This is a genomic window from Shewanella sp. Choline-02u-19, from assembly GCF_002836205.1.
In the GTDB taxonomy this organism is placed as follows: Bacteria; Pseudomonadota; Gammaproteobacteria; order Enterobacterales; family Shewanellaceae; genus Shewanella.
Genome location: NZ_PJBE01000012.1, coordinates 576995 through 597146 on the forward strand (window position 1 = coordinate 576995; position 20152 = coordinate 597146).

Consider the following 20152-nt stretch of genomic DNA (forward strand, 5'->3'; position numbering starts at 1 on the left):
CGGTGATTAGGCAAATGCTTATTATTCAATGTACTTTTCTACAAAGAGTCTAGGACTTCCTCTTCGACCGATTATTGAACATCAACATCTTGATGAACAGTTAACTAGAATTATCATGTATCGTGCGTAGACGCACTTACTTATGGATCAATCTCTGTCCTTTGAGTGACCACTTTAGCATGAGCGGTCCGGCGATGGTCGTGACGACGATAACCATGACTAATTCGGTGAATAACTTAGGTGAAATGATGCTGGCTTGGCGGCCCATTTCAGCAAACACTAGACCTACTTCACCGCGAGGAACCATCGCACAGCCAATGATGAGTTTTCTTCGCCATGATCCCTTTGCTGTTAGACCGGCTGCGAGTTTAGTCAAGATGGCGATCAGTGCCAGCCAAAGTAGTAGCAGTAAGCCTGTTGTAGTGAGTTCCAGCTGGCTTAGATCAACGGTAATGCCAACATAAACAAAAAATATCGGTGCGAAAATATCGATGAGTGGTTTGGTCGACTTTTCCAGTTGATGAGTAAAATGAAAAGGATTGCGTAGGTAACGGTTTATCGGCGAAATAAACTGCTTAGATAATGCCATTCCAACGGCAAAGCCACCTAATAGTGCGGGCGCACCGAATAAGTGAGCTAACCATGCAAATAAACAGATTAGAGTGATCACGATAAAAACAGCGTAACCGGATTGGTTAAACTGAGGCTGAAGGCCGCGTGCTAGATAAATCAATACGCGCGCAAAGGGTGGAGCGATAAGTAAAAACCCAATAACTTTAATGGTTAATATGAGTATCGAACCGACACTTAAACTGCCTGAATCATGAAAATTCAATAATATGCTCAGTAATATTACCCCAGCGATATCATCTATTACGGCAGCGCCCAAGATCACTTGGCCCTCAATCGTTTGTGTTTGTTTTGCTTGAGCCATCACTCGTATTGATATTCCAATGCTGGTGGCCGTTAGGGCACAGCCGAAGAATAGCGCAGTAAATGAGGGTAAATTAAGCCAGTATGCAGCGGCAGCACTGGCGACCACAGCAGGAACTAAAATACCGCTTAATGCTACCCAGGTTGAGTGTCCACGAGCATGATATAGACGCTTAATGGAAGTATCACAGCCGATATCAAATAGCAGTAAAATCACCCCTAATTCAGCCAGAACCGACAGAGTATTATGCGGAGTAACCCAGCCCAGAATCGAGGGGCCAATCAGCAGTCCCGCCATAATCTCCCCCACGACGGCGGGGGAGCCTAATCGACGAGCAAGCTCCCCTAGCAAGCGGCCAAAAAGTAGAATAAGAAAAATGGAAATGACAAAGCTATCTATTGCCACTGTTGCCCCCTTATTTTGTTAATAACAGCGCTTTGATCTTGATCATGTATATGCGTCATCCTGAGGCGAGGACGCATATGCTTGTCTAAGCTAGAGTAAGGTAATAATGGCAGGAGTAAACCATGGACAAGGTGTTTATTATTTCGCAAAGAGAGGAATCTCATACCGATGCTATTGCGACGGGAATAGAATTGGCAAACGCATTGGGTAAACGTGCAGAAATTTTTGCTTATAGTTTTGAATATTTTGGCAGCGCAGAGTATTACAACCCTCGCTTTGCAGCTGTAGCGCATAAGAATATGATGAAGCAGCGAGAGGCGAAAGTGGAAGGCGAACTGGAAAAATTGCAGGCAGAAGATGTCCCCGTCCATAGCGTATGGAGCAAAGATCTGTCTGAACATGCCTGTTATCATTCTATTCGTCATGGTTTCGATCTCATGGTAAAAGCGGTACATCATGCGGATCACTATCTACCTGTTGATTGGAATTTGATCCGTAATGTCAAAATTCCGTTAATGTTACTGACAGATAACCCATTGCATAGGGGCAATGCCGTCATGATGGCAGTCGATCTGGGTAGTGATAAGCCTATTAAAAAACAACTTAATCAATTGGTTATTAAGCATGGTAAGGCACTAGCCAAAGCTAAGGGCAGTAAACTACATCTAGCCTTTGTCATTAGAGTGCCTAAGTTGATCCGCGATATGGACTTGATCAATACCAACACATTAGTCAAAGAGGCTTATCAAAAATATCAACATCAATTAGCTAAACTAGATCTCGATCCTGACTGCATTCACATTACTGTTGGCGAACCTGATCTTTGCCTTTATGAGCTTGCCTGCCGTTTTAAGGTGCGAGACTTAGTGCTTGGAGCATGTCAGCGTCGCGGTATTTTTGGCTATGTTATTGGCAACATGGCTGAGTCCATTATCAGCCGTGTGCGCAGCAACGTGTTGGTTATTCCGGCCGATGATCAGCTATTGGGATTACCAAGTTCGGATGATGTTTAATACGCCAGTACCTTTTATGTACCTCGTCCACAATAAAGAGCACTGAAGCTGTGGCGAGTAAGATCAACCAGTGACCTAAACTGATGGGACTAAGCTGGAGTGCATCATTTAGTCCAGGGGTATACATGGCGCCAATATGGATCCCTTGGGCCACAAGGATGCCGATAAGCAGGATAGGGTTACTAAACAAAGAGATCTGCAGTAGCGACCTGTGTTCAGAACGGCTATTGAGCGCGTGTACATTTTCAAATAACACCATCAACATAAGCGTGAGGTTGCGAGCTTCCACTTCATCAGCGCCCATGTTTAGCGATATAGCAAATAAACCAAATGCTACCAAGCCCATTGTGAGTGCACTGGTCACAACTCTTTCGAGCATTAAACGATCGAAAATGGGCTCCTTTGGTGATCGTGGCGGTTGAGATAGCTCCTTACCTTCAGCGGGCTCGAAGGCGAGTGCGACATCCTGCACCCCATTAGTGACGATATTCAGCCAGAGGATCTGCAGTGGGAAAAGCGGGATCGGTAGTGCAAATAACACACTGAGAATAAAAAGGAAGATCTCTGCTGCACCAGTACTGATGAGCAAATAAATCACCTTGCGAATATTGTTATAGACGATACGCCCTTCGATGATCCCTTTTACAATCGAACTAAACTTATCATCGGTGAGGACCAATGCGGCGCTTTCTCTGGCAACATCGGTTCCCCTGAGCCCCATGGCAATACCGACATGAGCGTGTTTGAGGGCCGGTGCATCATTGACGCCATCTCCGGTCATAGCGACAAACTCTCCCTGCCTGATAAGCGATTGAGTGATCTCCATCTTTTGTTTAGGCTTAACTCTAGCAAACACCCTGTGACTAGAGACGAGTTGATCAAATTCACTTTCACCCTGATGCATTGCTTTTTCCAGAGCCAGACCTGTTATCGCACTATCATCCTTTGTGGCAATATTAAGCTGTTGTGCCAGCGTTAGCGCAGTAGCAGGGTGATCACCGGTGATCATAGCGACCTTGATTTGTGCTTCTCGGCAGGAGGCGATCGCACTTATGGCATCGGGTCTAAGGGGGTCACTCATGGCAACAAGCCCGAGAAATTCGAGATCATTGAAATGACTATCTACGGGGTTACCTAAGCCGCGAGCTAATGCGAGTACCCGGTAGCCCTGCATAGCCATCGAATGCGTTTTCCTGAGAATGATTTGCTGCTGTTCTGAGCTAAGCAAACACATAGGGATAAGTTTTTCTACCGCACCTTTGACTGAGATTGATGGGCCTAGCTCGCTATCATCAATGCTGGCACTGAAGCCTTTTTCTGATTCATAGGGAAAAAGGGTCAGCCGTTTCTGCCGCAGCGTGGTAGAGGGCAGTTTGAGTTTGTGACCTAATATGAGGAAAGCCAAATCAACACCATCGCCATCAGCGTGCAACTCATTTTTTTCAAATACCAGATGCGCTTCATTGGCGAGCACTCCCGCAGTGGCTAACTGTTTGAGTGCGGGGTCTAGCGTTAAGTCAGCAGGGGACTTGTTATCCTTAGATTGGACAATACCTGTCGGGCTCAATCCCTCTCCCGTCACCTGATATCTCTGCCCGTTCGCAAGCCATATTTGCCCAATCGTCATCTCATTGACCGTTAATGTGCCGGTCTTATCTGAGGCGATAAAGGTACAGGAACCTAGCGTTTCCACCGCCACCAATTTGCGGACGATTACGTTGGCTTTTGCCATTCGTTTCATGCCGATAGCGAGAGCGACAGTGATCGCTGCGGGTAACCCTTCAGGGATCGCAGATACGGCCAATGCCACGCCGAGTAAAAACACATCAGAGAGGGCGGCACCCCGCATTAAGGTCAGGCCAAATATGAGCGCAATAATAATGATGATGGCTATCGCGATGCGCAGTGTGAACTGATCGATTCGTTGCATCAGTGGCGGCTTAGTATTGCCGCCCTGATGGACTAAGTCGGCGATCTGTCCAATCTGAGTGTGGGTTCCTGTTGCGAAGACTTCTCCCTCGGCTCGGCCATGGGTGACTAAGGTGCCGGCAAAAGCCTGCTTCTTATTACTGACAGAAGCGGATTCACCGGTGAGAGCCGACTCATCGACCTGAAATTGACTGGATTGTTTAAGATGGATGTCAGCACCGATACGGTCACCGCCATTGAGGATAACCCAATCACCAGGCACCAAGCTTTTACTGTCAACGAGTACCGGATGGCCATCTCGGAGTACTCTACTTTGCTGCGGCACCATATGCGCTAATGAATCGGCTGCTTGTTGTGCTGAGTATTCTTGAATGGCGCCAATGAGCGCGTTAAGCAGTAATACTACCGAGATAAAGAACGCATTAATAAGCTGGCCAAGCAGTAAGCAAACAATAACCGCCACCAATAACACATAAATGAATGCGCTACGAAACTGGACCATAAACAGTCGAAAGAAACTATTTTTTGGCGGTTTAGGCAAACTATTTTCACCATACTGCCTCAATAGCATTATCGCCTGCTTGCTCGTTAACCCCGGAATGACCACATCTCCTCTCACTATTCAGTTTTGTGTTGTCAGTTGATCTATAGTCAATAATGATAGAGCAAGGCAGTTAATTTGGATGTTAATTGACCAGTATCAAGGCTTGATAGGGCTTTTGTGTCTAGAGCTGGATTAAGTCCACAAAATAACAGCTGTTAGAAATTTACTGCTTAATTTTATGGGGTTGGGAGGTGATCGTTAAAGATAAATTTAACCGATAAAAAAACCACCTCATTTGAGGTGGTTTTTAATTTTCAAGCTCAGTAAATAGCTTACTAACTTAGTTGTTTGAGAATGTGTTCTCAACCAATTCGGTCTTGTTCTCAGCTTGCGGTGTGTGACACTGAGTACAGTTGTAGTAATGATCGTTCAGTTTGGCATCGGCAAGCAAATGCGACGGATCGATCTGGGTCGCTTTCATGCGTTTTGCTTTTGCTGGACTATGACAACTCATACAGCCGTTTTTCTTCAGTGTAATTGGGTATCCCGCTTTGTGTGGGATCATCGGTGGTTGATGTACAAAAGTACGTTCAATCGACTTACCACGTTTGGGATACGTTGCAGCAGGGTCTGCTGCCCGAATCTCGGTGATTGCAGACTGTCCAAGTGAATTGATGTTAACAGGCTCTGCTGGCGTATTTGCTTGCTGGCCTGAACATGCGCTGAGCGCCATCACTAACGCAGCTGCAGTCAATAATTTTTTCATTAGTTTATCTCCGCTTATGGGTTAGTTATGCTTTAGTCACTTTAACTGGACACTTCTTGAAATCTGTCTCTTTTGACAGAGGATCTGTCGCGTCGAGTAACAGCTTGTTGACCAATTGGCGCGCATCGAAGAACGGCATAAATGCCACGCCTCTTGGCGGCTTGTTACGGCCTTTAGTTTCTACTCTTGTCTTAACTTCACCACGAGGCGAGGCTACAATCACTTCGTCACCGCGTTTTACGCCACGTGCTTTAGCATCTTCTGGATGCATGAAAATTTGTGCATCTGGGTAAGCGCGATATAGCTCAGGTACACGGGCTGTCATTGAACCAGTATGCCAATGCTCTAGAACTCGACCGGTTGATAACCAGATATCGTACTCTTCGTTTGGTTCTTCCGCAGCAGGCTCATAGGGTAGTGCAAAGATAACCGCTTTACCGTCTGGCTTACCGTAGAAGTTAAAGCCTTCACCTGCTTTGACATACGGATCGCTACCTTCAACGAAGCGACGTAGCGTCTCTTTACCATTAACCACAGGCCAACGTGCACCGCGGTTTTCATGGTAAGTATCGAAATCGGCTAGATCGTGACCATGACCACGTCCAAACTGGGCGTACTCTTCGAATAGACCTTTTTGAACGTAATAACCAAAGGCGTCAGACTCATCATTGAGATCCGCTTTACACTGATCAGCTGGGAACTTATCGACAACACCGTTGGCAAATAACACCTCATAAAGCGTCTTGTCAGCGTATTCTGGTTTCTTAGCAATAAGTTCAGCAGGCCAAACTTCAGACACTTTGAAGCGCTTAGAGAACTCCATTAGCTGCCATAAGTCAGACTTAGCGCCTTCCGGTGCTTTAACTTGTTGATGCCACATGTGAGTACGACGTTCAGCGTTACCGTAAGCACCTTCTTTCTCAACCCACATCGCGGTAGGTAGAATCAAGTCAGCAGCCATCGCGGTAACGGTTGGGTAGGGATCTGACACTACAATGAAGTTTTCTGGATTACGGAACCCTGGGTAGATTTCTTCATTGATGTTTGCGCCGGCTTGCATGTTGTTAGTACACATATTCCAATAACAGTTCAGCTTGCCATCTTTAAGCATACGCGTTTGTAATACCGCGTGGTAACCGGGCTTTGGCGGAATCGTGCCTTCAGGCAGCTGCCATAGATCTTCGGTGATCTTACGGTGCTTAGGATTCTTAACGACCATGTCTGCTGGCAGACGGTGTGAGAATGTACCCACTTCACGCGCAGTACCACAGGCTGATGGTTGACCCGTTAGTGAGAATGGGCTGTTACCAGGAGTGGCAATCTTACCTGTTAGTAAGTGGATGTTATAGAGCATGTTGTTAGCCCAAACACCACGAACGTGTTGGTTAATTCCCATGGTCCACAAGCTCATTACTTTCACTTTTGGATCGGCATAAGCCTTAGCCATTAATTCAAGTTTTTCTGGCTCTACACCACTCATTTCAGCAGCGTATTCAAGCGTATAAGTGCTAACGAATTTAGCGTATTCGTCGAAGCTAATCGGCGCTGACTTACCGCTACCTGGATTCTTAGCTTTTTGCTCTAGCGGATGCTCTGGACGCAAACCGTAACCAATATCGGTAGTACCGAGTGCAAACTTAGTGTGTTTAGTGACAAAGTCTTTATTAACAGCATCATTTTGGATGATGTAGTTAGCGATGTAGTTCAATATCGCTAAGTCAGACTGAGGACGGAAAACCATGGCGTTATCGGCTAAGTCGAAGCTGCGGTTTTGGTAAGTTGACAATACATGTACGCGGCTGGTCGGGCTGCTTAAGCGGCGATCAGAAAGACGAGCCCAAAGGATTGGATGCATCTCTGCCATGTTAGCGCCCCAAAGGACGAACTCATCAGCGGCTTCAAGGTCATCATAACAACCCATTGGCTCATCGATACCGAAGGTACGCATAAAGCCACCTACAGCAGAAGCCATACAGTGACGAGCGTTAGGGTCGATATTGTTAGTCAGGAAGCCCGCTTTGTGTAGTTTAGAGGCAGCGTAACCTTCCCAAATAGTCCATTGGCCTGAACCAAACATACCGACTGCAGTTGGGCCTTTAGTCTTAAGTGTGTGTTTCCACTTATCAGCCATTGTGTCTAGTGCGGTATCCCAGCTGACTGGAGTGAATTCACCTTCTTTATCATATTTGCCGTCAGTCATGCGTAAAAGAGGCGTGGTTAGACGGTCTTTTCCGTACATGATCTTAGATAGAAAGTAGCCCTTAATACAGTTAAGGCCTTTGTTCACAGGGCTTTCAGGATCGCCCTGAGTCGCGACGACTTTGCCATTTTCTGTGCCTACAAGAACACTACAACCTACGCCACAAAAACGACAAGGTGCTTTGTCCCACTTAATGCTATCTTTTTGCTCTGCAGCTTCGACTATCTTCACTGGCAGAGTTACACCTACGGCTGTTGCGGCGGCAACTGCAGCGTTGGCTTTTAGAAACTCGCGACGGCTAATGCTCATGGTGTTCCTCACTCTTCTGTTCTACTGGATCGATTGGATCGACTTGATGGTAAATTAGGCTACTATTAATAACGCCTTCAAAGGCATTAATAGCTTCAACGTTATCGAGGATAGAGCGTTGTGTTTCACCTTCTAAGGTGACCACAAATTTGCCTTCATCGGTAACGGCATGGATTTCGGCGCCTTCAAGCGCAGATAAGCGCTGGGTGATATCTGCAACAGACTTACTCGCGGCGTGCACAACTAAGCTGGTGATATGAAATTCTTTGCTCATCTTTTTACCTTCTTCGTTTCGGTAAATAACATTGCATAAAAATGACTGGCTACTTACCAAGATTTATATTGAGTCTAGACCTCAAATAAATTGTGGGTATACCTCACAAGGGGTAATGAGGTTTTTTATCGACCAAGATCAACTTTTTCTAGGTGATCTAGTTCTCAAATTTGTCAATAAAGATTAGAAGCTTGATTGGTTTTTGTCCATTTAGAATGTTAGCTTGCGCTACATTAAATAATGAGTATATTCAAAAGCTTGATTAATGATAACCATTCTTATTTAAGGTTTACTTGTAGCGGCAGTCGTTAGCAGTAGCGGGCCTTTATGCAGGCCCGAGTAGAGATTTGATGCTTAATATCCAGTGAGCTCCATATAACCCGTTCCATTATGTGTGCCGCTAATATCGATAGGGCCTTCCCAATAAGGGATAGAGAGCGGCATACTGGAATCGTTATTCAGCGGGGTAGTTGTAATATCGATATTTTCCGATGGGATCTGGATATGCCATTGGACAGGGTATCTGCCCGATGGTGTTTGCTGCCATGCGGTTGCTGTCATGGTAATTTGTTGATTACTGATATTATGGCCACGGCCATCTTGGTACATGCGTCTGCCACTGTAAAAATGAGATTGGTCGCCAGTGTCATCCCTAAGCTGAAACAGCATTAGGGTGCTGGTGCTATCCAATCTAATCGCAAACCAGTCCCAGCCTTGCTGAGTTTTCGATAGAAACTGCGAACTCCACTCTCTGTCTAACCAAGCGTGCCCACTGACCTTTTCTCGCTTTCCATCTCTTACCAGGCTGCCTGTCACCGTGATAAACGGCTGGCTATAATAGTAGGAGGCGACGCTGCCAGCGGCATTTTTTACGCTATAACCGTTATCGCCTTGCAGTTGAAAAGGTGCAGTTGTATCCAGTTGCAGTTGATAGCTGAAATCTGAACTTGCTACATTTAATGTGGCCGGAAATAGCTGTTTGCTTTGACTGCGCCATTGCCAATCATCTTGACGGATGGTTAACGGCTCTGCTTGTGTACCAGCAATACTCTGGTGACCTCGAGACCACTTTTCTTCAGCTTTATGGCTGCTCTTGCTAGTGACGGCGGTATGGGACATATAAAGCTGCTTTGTCTGCCAAGGTGAGCTATCGATGGCGCTACTGGCTAGCTGTGCTCTATCTGCTTGTTGAGCAGGTGGTGCTGACGGTGGTGAAAGTGCGATCCGAAACTGAGTCCACTGGAGTCCCACTTGTTCTTTTGATTCTGTTTCAAGGTTGGCGGTGAGGTACCACCACTCCTGCCTAAAATCATTATGTGCCATATGATCAGCTGGAAACTGCAAACTGACATTTGGCGTGACGGGAGTATAACCTTGGGCATTACCATCGAGTAACTGTCCCATGCCTGTTGAAGGCGACGCCGCAGGCGAACAGGCAGTAATGAACACGCTAATAAAGCTTATCAATAAAGCCGAGAGTAAGACTCTGTTCATAATGCCTCCTGCTGCAAACTGGTTATCAGCGGTTTACGGGTTTGCCAATAGAGCGGCAGTAGCACTGCCAGCGCACTTGCCCCAAGCGCGATAAGCACAACTTGAAAATAAGCTTGCCAGTCCCACACCATGGCGATACTCCAACCAAAGGCTTGCAGGGTCACTTTGTTAATCAATAGGTAGCCAAGCAGTGCGCCTGCGGGTAATGCGAGTAGACAGGTGAACAATACAATCAACAGCATTTGCAATGATACGATGCCGCGCAGTTGATTGCGGCTGACGCCAAGTGCATATAGTCGAGCCAATGGTGCCTGTCTTGCTTGAGTGAGCATCAAACAGGCGCTGAACAGTCCGATGGCTGCAACCATCAGTGTTAGGCTGTTGAGCACTAAGGTTATTGAAAAAGTGCGTTTAAAAATCTCCAGCGCACGTAGTTTTATCTTGGCTTGGTTATACATCTGCGCCGCCGATAACGGTATTTGCTGTTGTAAGATCTGCTCAAGCTCGGCTATCTCTCCAGTGTAGCTGGCGGCGATACTGGTGGGACTGCTCGGCAATGCTAATCGCTGCCACGTATGTTGGCTGACAATCACTTGCCCTAACGGATTACCGTAATCATAAAAGATCGCCCCGATAGGTAAAGGTGGCTGTGAGGCATTTTTAAATTCAGGTAACGAGACAAGATCGCCCACCTCAAGTCGATACTTAATCGCCATTGGCTCGCTGATCATCAAGGCACGGCCTTCAAAAAACTGCGGCCATAAGTTATCTACTTGTGCCTTCATTTGGTTACTGTTTCTCAGTGAGTGAACATCTCGTGTCATCAGGCTGACTGGCGCATTCTGATAATGACTTTTATGCACCCATTGGCCATAAACGGCGCTGACTTTAGCCTGTTTGGCTAACAGTGTTTGGGTCGCCTCGATTTTGTCATTGGGTGGGCGAATATAAATATCGGCATATAAGCGAGCATCTAACCAGTTCTTAAGTGTTATTTCAAAACTGCCTACTAAGGTGTTCATCGATATATTGGCGGTAAGTGCAAGTAACATGGCCATCATTGCTAACGACAATGGCGCAATTAGCTCTTTACTCTCAGCCACTGCGTATTGCCACAAGCCATTACGACTTACACGTGCGGCAACAGACAAGCAAAGTTGCAGTGATAATGGCAGTAATAGAGGGATGGCAACCGTGACAACACCCAACAGGATTAAGCTATGTTGATAGTCGCGGCTAAAGGGAAAAAGTGTTGCGGCTAGTGTTAGTAAACCTATTGCTGTTACAAACAGTATTCGTTGATATTTACCCGCATAGCGTTGTTGCTCAAAACGACTGCTACTGCGCGCGAGTGGCTGTTTAGCCAACGCATTAAACAGCGGTAAACATGCACATATGGCTGCTACAAAAGTGAGTGCAATAGCTTGATAGAGCCAACTCCACTGCCATAAGCCCGGTAACAGCCTGGCACCATAAAGCTGCTCAAGCGTTAACGCTATCATCGGTTGTAACCAGTGACTTAACTGTAAGCCCAAGATAAAACCGAGCACCGACCCCATAATGACTAAGCCAAATAGCTCCAGAAAAAGTGCAATTAACAATGCGCGTTGTGGGACACCTTGCTGCTGCAGTTGCACTAACAACTTTTGTCGTTTTAATAAGCTATAACGTACACCGTTATAAGCGATAAACAGCCCGACAACAAAGGCGAGTAAGCTCATTGCCGTGAGGTTTAAATGAAAACTGCGGGTCAAACTGGTGAGTCCTTCTCCCTCATCTTGCTGCGCTAACTCAAACTGCTTACCGCTTTGCTGACTAAATATTTGACTGACTCTTGCGGTTAATTGACTGGCATTGCCAAAGAGCGCGATATAACTCAGTTCCCCTGGACGGTCGAGTAACCGCTGTCCGAGGGAAATATCCATTAAAATGGCATTCCCTAGACCGAATTCGTCGCTAACTGAAATGACTGACAGCATGACACCTTCGAGTTCGAGTATGCCTTTTGGGGCAACTTGCTCAGCATGACTTTCACTCATGAGTATATAAGGTTTGCCAGAGAGCAATTTGGCTAGCGGAATGCCACTTGAAAGCATTGATACTTTGGCGGGTTTTGCGGTGTCATTGGATTTGCTCTGGTATTGTTGTATTGAGAGCGCGGCGATGAGGTCGCTGGCTTGAATATCCCAGCGCTGGCCTTTGCTATCTGTGACGGTACCTGATAATACAGCCAATGATTGCGTTACGCCAGCTTGACGCAGGATGATATAGACCGAATCAGCGATGACTTTTTTACCTGCGACGGGCGCTAAAATAAGTTGTGCTCGTTGGCTTAATAGCTCGGTCGCTTGTGAGTAGCTGCGCACTGCATTTTCGTTAGTGGCACGCACCCCAATTAGCAGCATTACTGCCAAAATAAAACCCAATAAAATAGCACCTGCTTGTAAGAGAGCTTTGAGGTAATGCCGAGCAAAAACAGCCAGGCTGAGTCGAACGGTTAAGCCTAATTGGCTACTCATTGATGCGGCCTTGCTCTAAATGCCAGCGTCTTTGCATGAATGCCGCGCACTCAGCACTGTGCGTCACCATTAGTATGCTGGTATTAGACTCGCGAGCGAGTTCAGTTAGCAGTTGCATTACTTCTTTACCGGCTTTTTCGTCAAGATTACCCGTGGGTTCATCGGCTAACAGTAATTTGGGCTGATGCGCTAAGGCTCGAGCAATCGCGACGCGTTGTTGTTGTCCGCCTGAAAGCGTTTCAACATGACGATGTTTCACGGTGTCTAAGCCTAACTGCTTGAGCAGATGATCGCACCATGGTGTCCACGATTGTCGATTCAAGCGTAAAGAAAAAGCAATATTGTCTTTTACATTGAGCGGGGTGAGTAGATTGAACTGCTGGAAGACAACGCCTAAATGCTGACGCCGAAATTGGCTCCACTGCTTATCTTGCCAAGGGGTGGTGTCATTGTCGAATAGCGAAAGTATGCCACTATCGATAAATTCAAAACCACCGATAATGTTAAGCAAGGTGCTTTTTCCGCAGCCGCTGGGTCCTGTTAGTGCAACAGTGTCTGCACTTTCAAGTTGTAGGTTAATATCATCTAGCACTTGATGATATTTATCGCCGTCATTAAATCCTTTAGATACCGCTTTTAACGCCACGATACTGTTACCCATAACAACTCCTTTATCGACCCCGCACGGCATAAACTTGCGCAGTGATATCCTTGGTTTTGCTCAAAAACTATTTATTTAGCTGACAACAACTAATCTAGCATGCAATCGAGTGTAAATACGCATCAAAGTTATATTTAGATCGCTGATTATTAGCACCATTTATCTAAGTCCTGTAGCGCTAAACTCTTCAAGTCTACAAATATGTGTTGTATAGGTGAATGTGCTTAATTGAGTTGGCGGTATGTAGCTAAAATGTAAGCAAAATAATTTGTAGTCCAAATGAACAACTGCTATGTTGAGTCTACTAGGTAATTGCTGAGTGAAATTTGTACTATTTTTACTATTCATCAAATGGTTAGCATCATCAAAATGTTATTGATGTCTTTTTAGGTACTGGCTCCAAGTCTTGTCTACACTATGGATCACGGCGTATACCTAAGCGACTTTAACATGCTCATTTCAGAGTTCCCGTACGCTAACTGAACAAGACTGTGGTCGAGATAATGGTCATTCCCTTTTCGAGACCGTTTGGATATTGAGCTAGCACTGACTTCCTCTTTTTAATTAACTGACTACGCATGAGTATCAAAAGTAATAGTAGCTTCAACTACAATATTTTTACCTAACTCATGATGACCAATAGCACTGTGGATTATGGATATGAGCAGACTTCGCACCTTTCGTAGCCGAATTTTATCGCAAATAGCTTTACCGTTAATTGCAATAATGGCCGTCGTATTCAGTATTAATGGTTGGTTTAATTACCAAGCTGAAGAGAAATACATTTATGATGACCTAGAAAAAAAGGCTGAAAATATTGCCCGCAGGATCCAATTTTTTCTACTTTCTGCTCAAAATGATACCCGCTCGATTGCAGACCTATTGGGTGAAGGGAATACCAAATCACTCTTCAACAATGAAGATAAACTCAAACTGTTATTAACCCGTCGATTGGATAGACATCCTGATTTTTATGGCAGTGCTATTGCCTTTCAAAAGGGATCGATTGGTGAGAGAGAGCTGTTCGCCCCTTATGCTTACCGAGACAAGGGGAAGATCAATATCATCGATATAGGCATCGATGGTTATGACTACACTGACGGTTCGTGGGAGTGGTGGACTAAAGCGATAAATAATATCAATGGCTACTGGTCTAGTCCTTATCTTGACGAAGGTGCCGGTAATGCATTGATGATCAGTTATTCGCAGCCTTTTGGTCCGTCACAACCCTTCGCTGGGGTCATAACCGTCGATCTGGCGTTGAATGCTATTCCTCAAATGGTGAATGTGGCAGCAGAACGAATCGTGGTGCTTGACGACCAAGGCCAGCTTATCTATCACGCGGATCAATCGTTGCTGTTGCAAAGGGGAGCAGATAAATGGTTAGCACAATCTACCGATAACCAACCTTTTATTGAGTTAATCGAGAGTGGCCTTGCAGGTTATAGCCAGGTGCAAGACAGCTCCGGTGGCACCTTCTTGGCGAGTGTAGGTGTTGTCCCTGCCCTAAATTGGCGGGTTATTATAATGACCCAACAACAACATCTACATAATAATTTTTTACTTGGCTTCTCTTCATTAGCATTAAATTTGCTGCTTATCTCTGCGGTGTTATTACTCACGGGTTACCTGACGGCCAGAAGACTAACGCGTCCAATAGAAGAATTGGAAGCGGGAATCGTTGCTTTTGGCGCAGGAAAAACCAAACGACTGGATCAACCTCGGGGGGCTGCGAGTGAACTTATTACCCTAACTGATAAGTTCAATGATATGGCGCAGGTGCTAGAAGAGCGCGAACAAGCTTTGCTTGATTCTCGTGGTAACCGCTTTGCCAAATTAATTGATGGTATGAGCGATAAATCTTTTTATTGCTCGATTGAACCTGATGGTCAAATAGCCCAAGTAAGCGCAGGCGTTGAGAAGGTGCTTGGCGTCAGCCCTGAGTTATTCAGGCGTAAGTACCAGAGAATGTTCTCCGATAACCCGATTAATGATCAAAACTGGCATTATATGGATGAGGCATTACACGGTAAGAATGTTCCGCCTCACCAAATTGAAATGCTTGATACTAAAGGAAAATTATACCGTTTAGATGTTTTTATGCAGCCGTTACTGTCTGACAGTCAAGAGCTGCTTTCCGTTGAAATGCTATTTAATGATGTGACCGAGACATTTTCTGCGGCGGCGTGGTCCAATGCGGTACTTGAATCTGCGCCAGAGGCGATGCTCATTGTTGATGAAGCTGGGCAGTTGGTATTTACCAACAGTCGTTGCCAGTTACTATTTGGCTATGAAGAAGCGCAAATGCTGACGATGTCGGTTGATCTGTTGGTACCAGATTCGATTCGACCCCAGCACGCCGACTTGCGAGCCAAGTTTGTTGCAGAAGGTAGAGATCGAAAAATGGGCCTAGGCCTAGCATCAGACTTGATGGCACTGAAAGCTGATGGTAGCAAATTTCCGGTGGAGATCAGCCTTGGTTTATTACCTGTCGATGCCGACGGCCAGCGCCAAGTTGCCGCCACCGTGCGTGATATAACCGAAGAATTAGAGATTGCTAAGCGTATAAAAGATAGCGAAAACCGTTTCCGTGGTTTAGTGACTAATATTCCCGGTGCCGTTTATCGTACTCGTGTCGCAGACATTTGGGTGATGGAATATATTAGCGACAATATTGGCGATATCAGTGGTTATCCAGCCTCTGACTTTATTGAGAACAATAAGCGCAGCTTTACCAGTCTGATTGTTGAGGAAGATCTCGTCACGGCAAATAATGCCATAGAAACAGCCTTAGCCGAGCAAAAAAGCTTTGAAGTGCAATATAGGATCAAACACCGTGATGCAAGTATTCATTGGGTACATGAAAAGGGTAAAGCGATCTATAACGCTGAGGGTGTTGCTCTTTGGTTTGATGGCAGTATTAACGACATCACCAATAGTAAGGTCGCGCAAGAGAAAATAGCGCAATCCCAACAACAGCTAGAAACAATAACGGAATCGATCCCGAGTACCGTTTACCAGTTGCATTGGCGATCAAACAGTGATCGCGAGTTCACCTTTTTATCAAGTGCCTGCATTACCACATTGGGCTTTCATCGAGATCAAGTGGTCGACAATTTCGATCTGGTTGCTGATTGTATTATCACCGATGAGCGTTCGCATATTATTGAAGCATTATCTGGTGCTAGCCAGTCAGGGTTACACTGGACAGAAGAGTTTCGTTATCGCCACCCAATGGGGGACATTCGTTGGTTGCAAGCGGGAGCGCACGGTAATCAATTAGCCGATGGCAGCATCGTCTGGAACGGCTACCTGATGGATATTACTGAGCGAAAGCAGATAGACAAAGAGTTGGCTAAGCGTGAAGCCCACTTTAGAGCGTTATTCGATAACGCGGGTATTGGTATTGTGAATGTGGATGATCGCGGTGCGATCTTAGATTGTAACGAGCAATTCAGCCATTATATGCAACTGTCATCAGCCGATCTTAAAGGCACCTCGTTCTTTGATTATCACCATAATGATGATCGCGATGCGGCCAAGTCGATGTTTACAGAGTTGATGAAAAATGGCGGCAGTAGCGTGACCACGGAGATCCGTCTGTTGAGCCAATCTGGCAATGTGATGTGGATGGATGTGACATTAACCGGCTTGCAAGATAAACACGGTAAGCTCAACTCTGCCGTGCTGTCGATGTCTGATATCACATCGCTAAAACAGATCTCGGATGAGTTAACACAGGCAAAAGATTCAGCCGATGCAGCCAGTAAAGCTAAGAGTGACTTTTTAGCTAATATGTCTCATGAAATCCGCACCCCAATGAATGCCATTATCGGCATGTCTCAACTGTGTCTGCAAACAGAGTTAAACAATAAGCAGCAAAATTATGTACAGAAAATTGATCGAGCCTCAAAGTCGTTGCTGGGGATCATTAATGACATCTTAGATTTCTCAAAAATTGAGGCGGGTAAGCTTGATATAGAATCGGTGCCATTCCAGCTAGATACCATGCTCGAAGATTTAAGTGACATGTTTTCGGTTAAAGCCGCGGATAAGCAGTTGGAACTCTTGTTTGCTGTTGCGCCCAATATTCCAAGGCAGCTCGAAGGTGATCCACTGCGGCTGTCGCAAGTGCTGATTAATTTAATGAATAATGCGGTTAAATTTACCGAACAAGGTGAAATACTGCTTTCTATTAGCCAACTAGAGCAGATTGACGACTCGATTACACTGCGGTTTAGCGTACGAGATAATGGTATCGGTCTCACGGAAGAGCAGCGCAATAAGTTGTTTAAATCCTTTAGTCAGGCAGATGCATCGACGACGCGTAAATACGGTGGTACCGGTCTTGGTCTGGCTATCTGTAAACAGCTGGTGGAGCTGATGGGTGGCGAAATAGGTGTCGAAAGTCAGTTCGGTAATGGCAGTACCTTTTTCTTCACTGTTAAGTTTAAAGTGGCTGACAATAAACTGTTAAAAGTGGGCCAAGAGTTAGAAGGAATACGTATTTTAGTGGCAGACGATAATGCCACTGCCCGTGATATTTTACGTACCACGCTTGAAAGTATGGGCTTTGAAGTGGATACCGTAAAGAGTGGTGCTCAAGCCATAGAACGATGCAAGACTACGCAATATCCAGTCGCCCTTATTGATTGGTTAATGCCAGAGATGAACGGCTTAGAAACATCGGCTGCCATCATCGATGGCAGCGATACCCCACCTAAAATACTTATCGTATCAGCCCACGCAAATACAGAATTTACAGATAATATTAATGACAGTGGTATCGCTGGTTACATTACTAAACCTATCAGTGCCTCGCGCTTACTTGATGGGATCATGTCATCGCTGGGTAAAAATGGCGCCATGCCAGTACGGCGTAAGGGCACTGACATTAGCCAAGTGCTACTGGCACAGCTCAAAGGCAAGCGTATTTTACTCGTTGAAGATAATGATATGAACCAGGAGGTCGCGACTGAATTTCTCGAGCAGGTAGGGATTATCTTATCGATTGCAGATAATGGCCAAATCGCGTTAGAAAAGCTAGCGACGCAGTCATTTGATCTGGTCTTAATGGATTGCCAAATGCCAGTAATGGATGGGTATCAGGCCACGCAGGCATTACGTAAAATCCCTGAACTTGCAGAATTGCCAGTGGTGGCGATGACGGCCAACGCAATGGCGGGCGATAAAGAGATGTGTTTACGAGTAGGAATGAATGCTCATATTGCCAAGCCGATAGAGGTGTCGCTGCTCTATACAACCTTGTTGGAGTATCTAGGTGATGGTCAGCAGGAGGTATTGGCCAGCGATTTTGATAAGACCGAAGTAGACGATCAAGTGCTTTTTTGGCCGCAACATGCAGAACTTGATGTGGATAAAGGTTTGCAGTTAGTCCAAAACTCCATTCGTCTTTATAGACGCATATTCGAGCGTTTCTATAGCGGGCAGATGCATACCGCTGAACAGATTGAATTAGCAATAAGCCAAGGTAAAACTGAGGATGCCATTCGCTATGCACACACCTTAAAAGGGGTGTCGGGTAACTTATGTGCCCCTAAGTTAGTTGAAGTGGCTAGAGTCATTGAAACCAAGTTAATAGCTTCAAGTGAAGCGGATGTTGCTGCTGAATTAGTCGAACTCGAAAAGCTGATCGCCGTTATTTGTGATGCCATATCTCAGTGGATGTCGCAGCTCCCCAATCATGATGCGTTAATTGAGCAGAGCACACCAAGTCAGACTTTATCCGATGTTGAACTGGCTGCCGCGGCAGCAGTATTACTGAGCATGTTGGAAGATGCTGACTCTGATGCCGTTGACAAAATGGACGAAATAAAAGGTCAGGTGACCGCAGATATGTGGCATAAAATCAGCCCAGCGCGAGCGATGATCCATCGCTACCAATTTGATGATGCCGCCGAGCTGATTAAGTCGTTATTTGACTTGTAGAGAGTTAAATTCAGCTTTTTGGTAACCAAATACAGCGCTTTGAAACGCGCGTGGTTTTAAAGCTGACTATACTTGATTCATCGTTTGGGTCTAATAAGGAGAGTAGGTTTAATGGACATAGCCACCATTTTAGTTGTGGATGACACCCCCGGTAATATCGATATCTTGGTGGGGATCTTGAGTAATGACTACAAGATTAAAGTGGCTATTGATGGCCCTAAAGCACTCGCGTTAGCGCAAAAAAATGCCCCTGATCTTATTTTACTCGATGTGATGATGCCTGGGATGAATGGATACGAGGTGTGTGAGCGTTTAAAGACTGACCCGCTGACTAGCCATATACCGGTTATTTTTGTTACCGCATTGGCTGAAACCGCAGATGAGACCCAAGGGTTTGCGCTGGGCGCAGTTGATTACATCACTAAGCCAGTGAGTGCTCCTGTGGTACAAGCGCGGGTAAAAACCCATCTTGCGCTTTATGATCAAAAACGGCTGCTTGAGCAGGAAGTAAAAGCACGGACAAAAGAGCTAGAAGAGACACGGTTTGAGATTATTAGACGTCTTGGGCGAGCTGCTGAATATAAAGACAATGAAACCGGGCTACATGTTATTAGGATGAGCCATTATGCTCGCTTGTTGGCGGTACAGTCTGGGTTGCCAGACAAGTACTGTGAGCTCATTTACAATGCCGCTCCAATGCATGATATTGGTAAAATAGGCACGCCTGATTCGATATTAAAAAAGCCGGCGAAATTAGATAAACATGAATGGAAAGAGATGCAGTGTCATGCAGAAATAGGCGCCAAAATTATTGGCGAACATAAAGATCCATTGCTTAAAATGGCCAAACGTATCGCCTTGAGTCACCATGAGAAGTGGGATGGCAGTGGCTACCCAAATGGCGTGGCAGGGACGGACATTCCCATTGAAGGTCGCATAGTGGCAATTGCCGATGTGTTTGATGCATTAACCTCGATTCGACCCTACAAAAAAGCTTGGACCGTTGCCGATACAATGGCACTTATCGAGAGTGAGTCAGGCAAACATTTTGACCCTGAGCTGGTCGAGCATTTTAAACACATTTTGGCAGAGGTCACGCAAATTCGCGATGAGCATCATGAAACGTAACGACTTTATACCGTCCATAAAAAAGGC

At 45.6% G+C, this 20152-nt stretch carries 11 protein-coding genes; 3 read left to right on the top strand and 8 right to left on the bottom strand.

The window, feature by feature from the left end; translation table 11 throughout:
* Nucleotides 1-136: 136 nt before the first annotated feature.
* Complete coding sequence (locus CXF83_RS04590; protein ID WP_101092385.1) at nt 137-1339, bottom strand: cation:proton antiporter; 1203 nt, start codon at nt 1337-1339, stop codon at nt 137-139.
* A gap of 122 nt (nt 1340-1461) precedes the next feature.
* Here CXF83_RS04590 and CXF83_RS04595 point away from each other — a divergent pair, with 122 nt between their 5' ends.
* Nucleotides 1462-2352 carry a universal stress protein gene (locus CXF83_RS04595; RefSeq protein WP_101092383.1) on the top strand — a complete coding sequence of 297 codons (891 nt, stop codon included), beginning with the start codon at nt 1462-1464 and terminating at the stop codon, nt 2350-2352.
* Here the strand turns inward: CXF83_RS04595 and CXF83_RS04600 are convergent.
* The 7 genes from CXF83_RS04600 to CXF83_RS04630 all read right to left on the bottom strand — a co-directional run bounded on the left by CXF83_RS04600 (nt 2300) and on the right by CXF83_RS04630 (nt 13048).
* Nucleotides 2300-4900, bottom strand: coding sequence for a cation-translocating P-type ATPase (locus CXF83_RS04600; protein WP_332871382.1), 2601 nt, complete (start codon nt 4898-4900; stop codon nt 2300-2302). The two genes, CXF83_RS04595 and CXF83_RS04600, sit on opposite strands and share 53 nt — an antisense overlap.
* Before the next feature lie 265 nt (nt 4901-5165).
* On the bottom strand, nt 5166-5591 hold the full coding sequence (locus CXF83_RS04605; RefSeq protein WP_101092380.1) for a nitrate reductase cytochrome c-type subunit: 426 nt from the start codon (nt 5589-5591) through the stop codon (nt 5166-5168).
* A 25-nt stretch (nt 5592-5616) separates the two neighbouring features.
* On the bottom strand, nt 5617-8100 hold the full coding sequence (gene napA, locus CXF83_RS04610; protein ID WP_101092378.1) for a nitrate reductase catalytic subunit NapA: 2484 nt from the start codon (nt 8098-8100) through the stop codon (nt 5617-5619).
* A complete protein-coding gene (locus CXF83_RS04615; RefSeq protein ID WP_101092376.1) occupies nt 8090-8374 on the bottom strand; it encodes a chaperone NapD in 285 nt (94 codons plus the stop codon). Before CXF83_RS04615 ends, napA begins: the two co-directional genes overlap by 11 nt.
* A 354-nt stretch (nt 8375-8728) precedes the next feature.
* A complete protein-coding gene (locus CXF83_RS04620; RefSeq protein WP_101092374.1) occupies nt 8729-9868 on the bottom strand; it encodes a lipocalin-like domain-containing protein in 1140 nt (379 codons plus the stop codon).
* Nucleotides 9865-12387, bottom strand: coding sequence for an ABC transporter permease (locus tag CXF83_RS04625; protein ID WP_101092373.1), 2523 nt, complete (start codon nt 12385-12387; stop codon nt 9865-9867). The genes CXF83_RS04620 and CXF83_RS04625 overlap by 4 nt, the downstream gene beginning before the upstream one ends.
* Complete coding sequence (locus CXF83_RS04630; RefSeq protein ID WP_101092371.1) at nt 12380-13048, bottom strand: ABC transporter ATP-binding protein; 669 nt, start codon at nt 13046-13048, stop codon at nt 12380-12382. Before CXF83_RS04630 ends, CXF83_RS04625 begins: the two co-directional genes overlap by 8 nt.
* Nucleotides 13049-13702: 654 nt before the next feature.
* Here CXF83_RS04630 and CXF83_RS04635 point away from each other — a divergent pair.
* On the top strand, nt 13703-18997 hold the full coding sequence (locus CXF83_RS04635) for a PAS domain S-box protein (RefSeq protein ID WP_101092369.1): 5295 nt from the start codon (nt 13703-13705) through the stop codon (nt 18995-18997).
* Between the two features lie 111 nt (nt 18998-19108).
* Nucleotides 19109-20125, top strand: coding sequence for a response regulator (locus tag CXF83_RS04640; RefSeq protein ID WP_101092368.1), 1017 nt, complete (start codon nt 19109-19111; stop codon nt 20123-20125).
* Nucleotides 20126-20152: the final 27 nt, after the last annotated feature.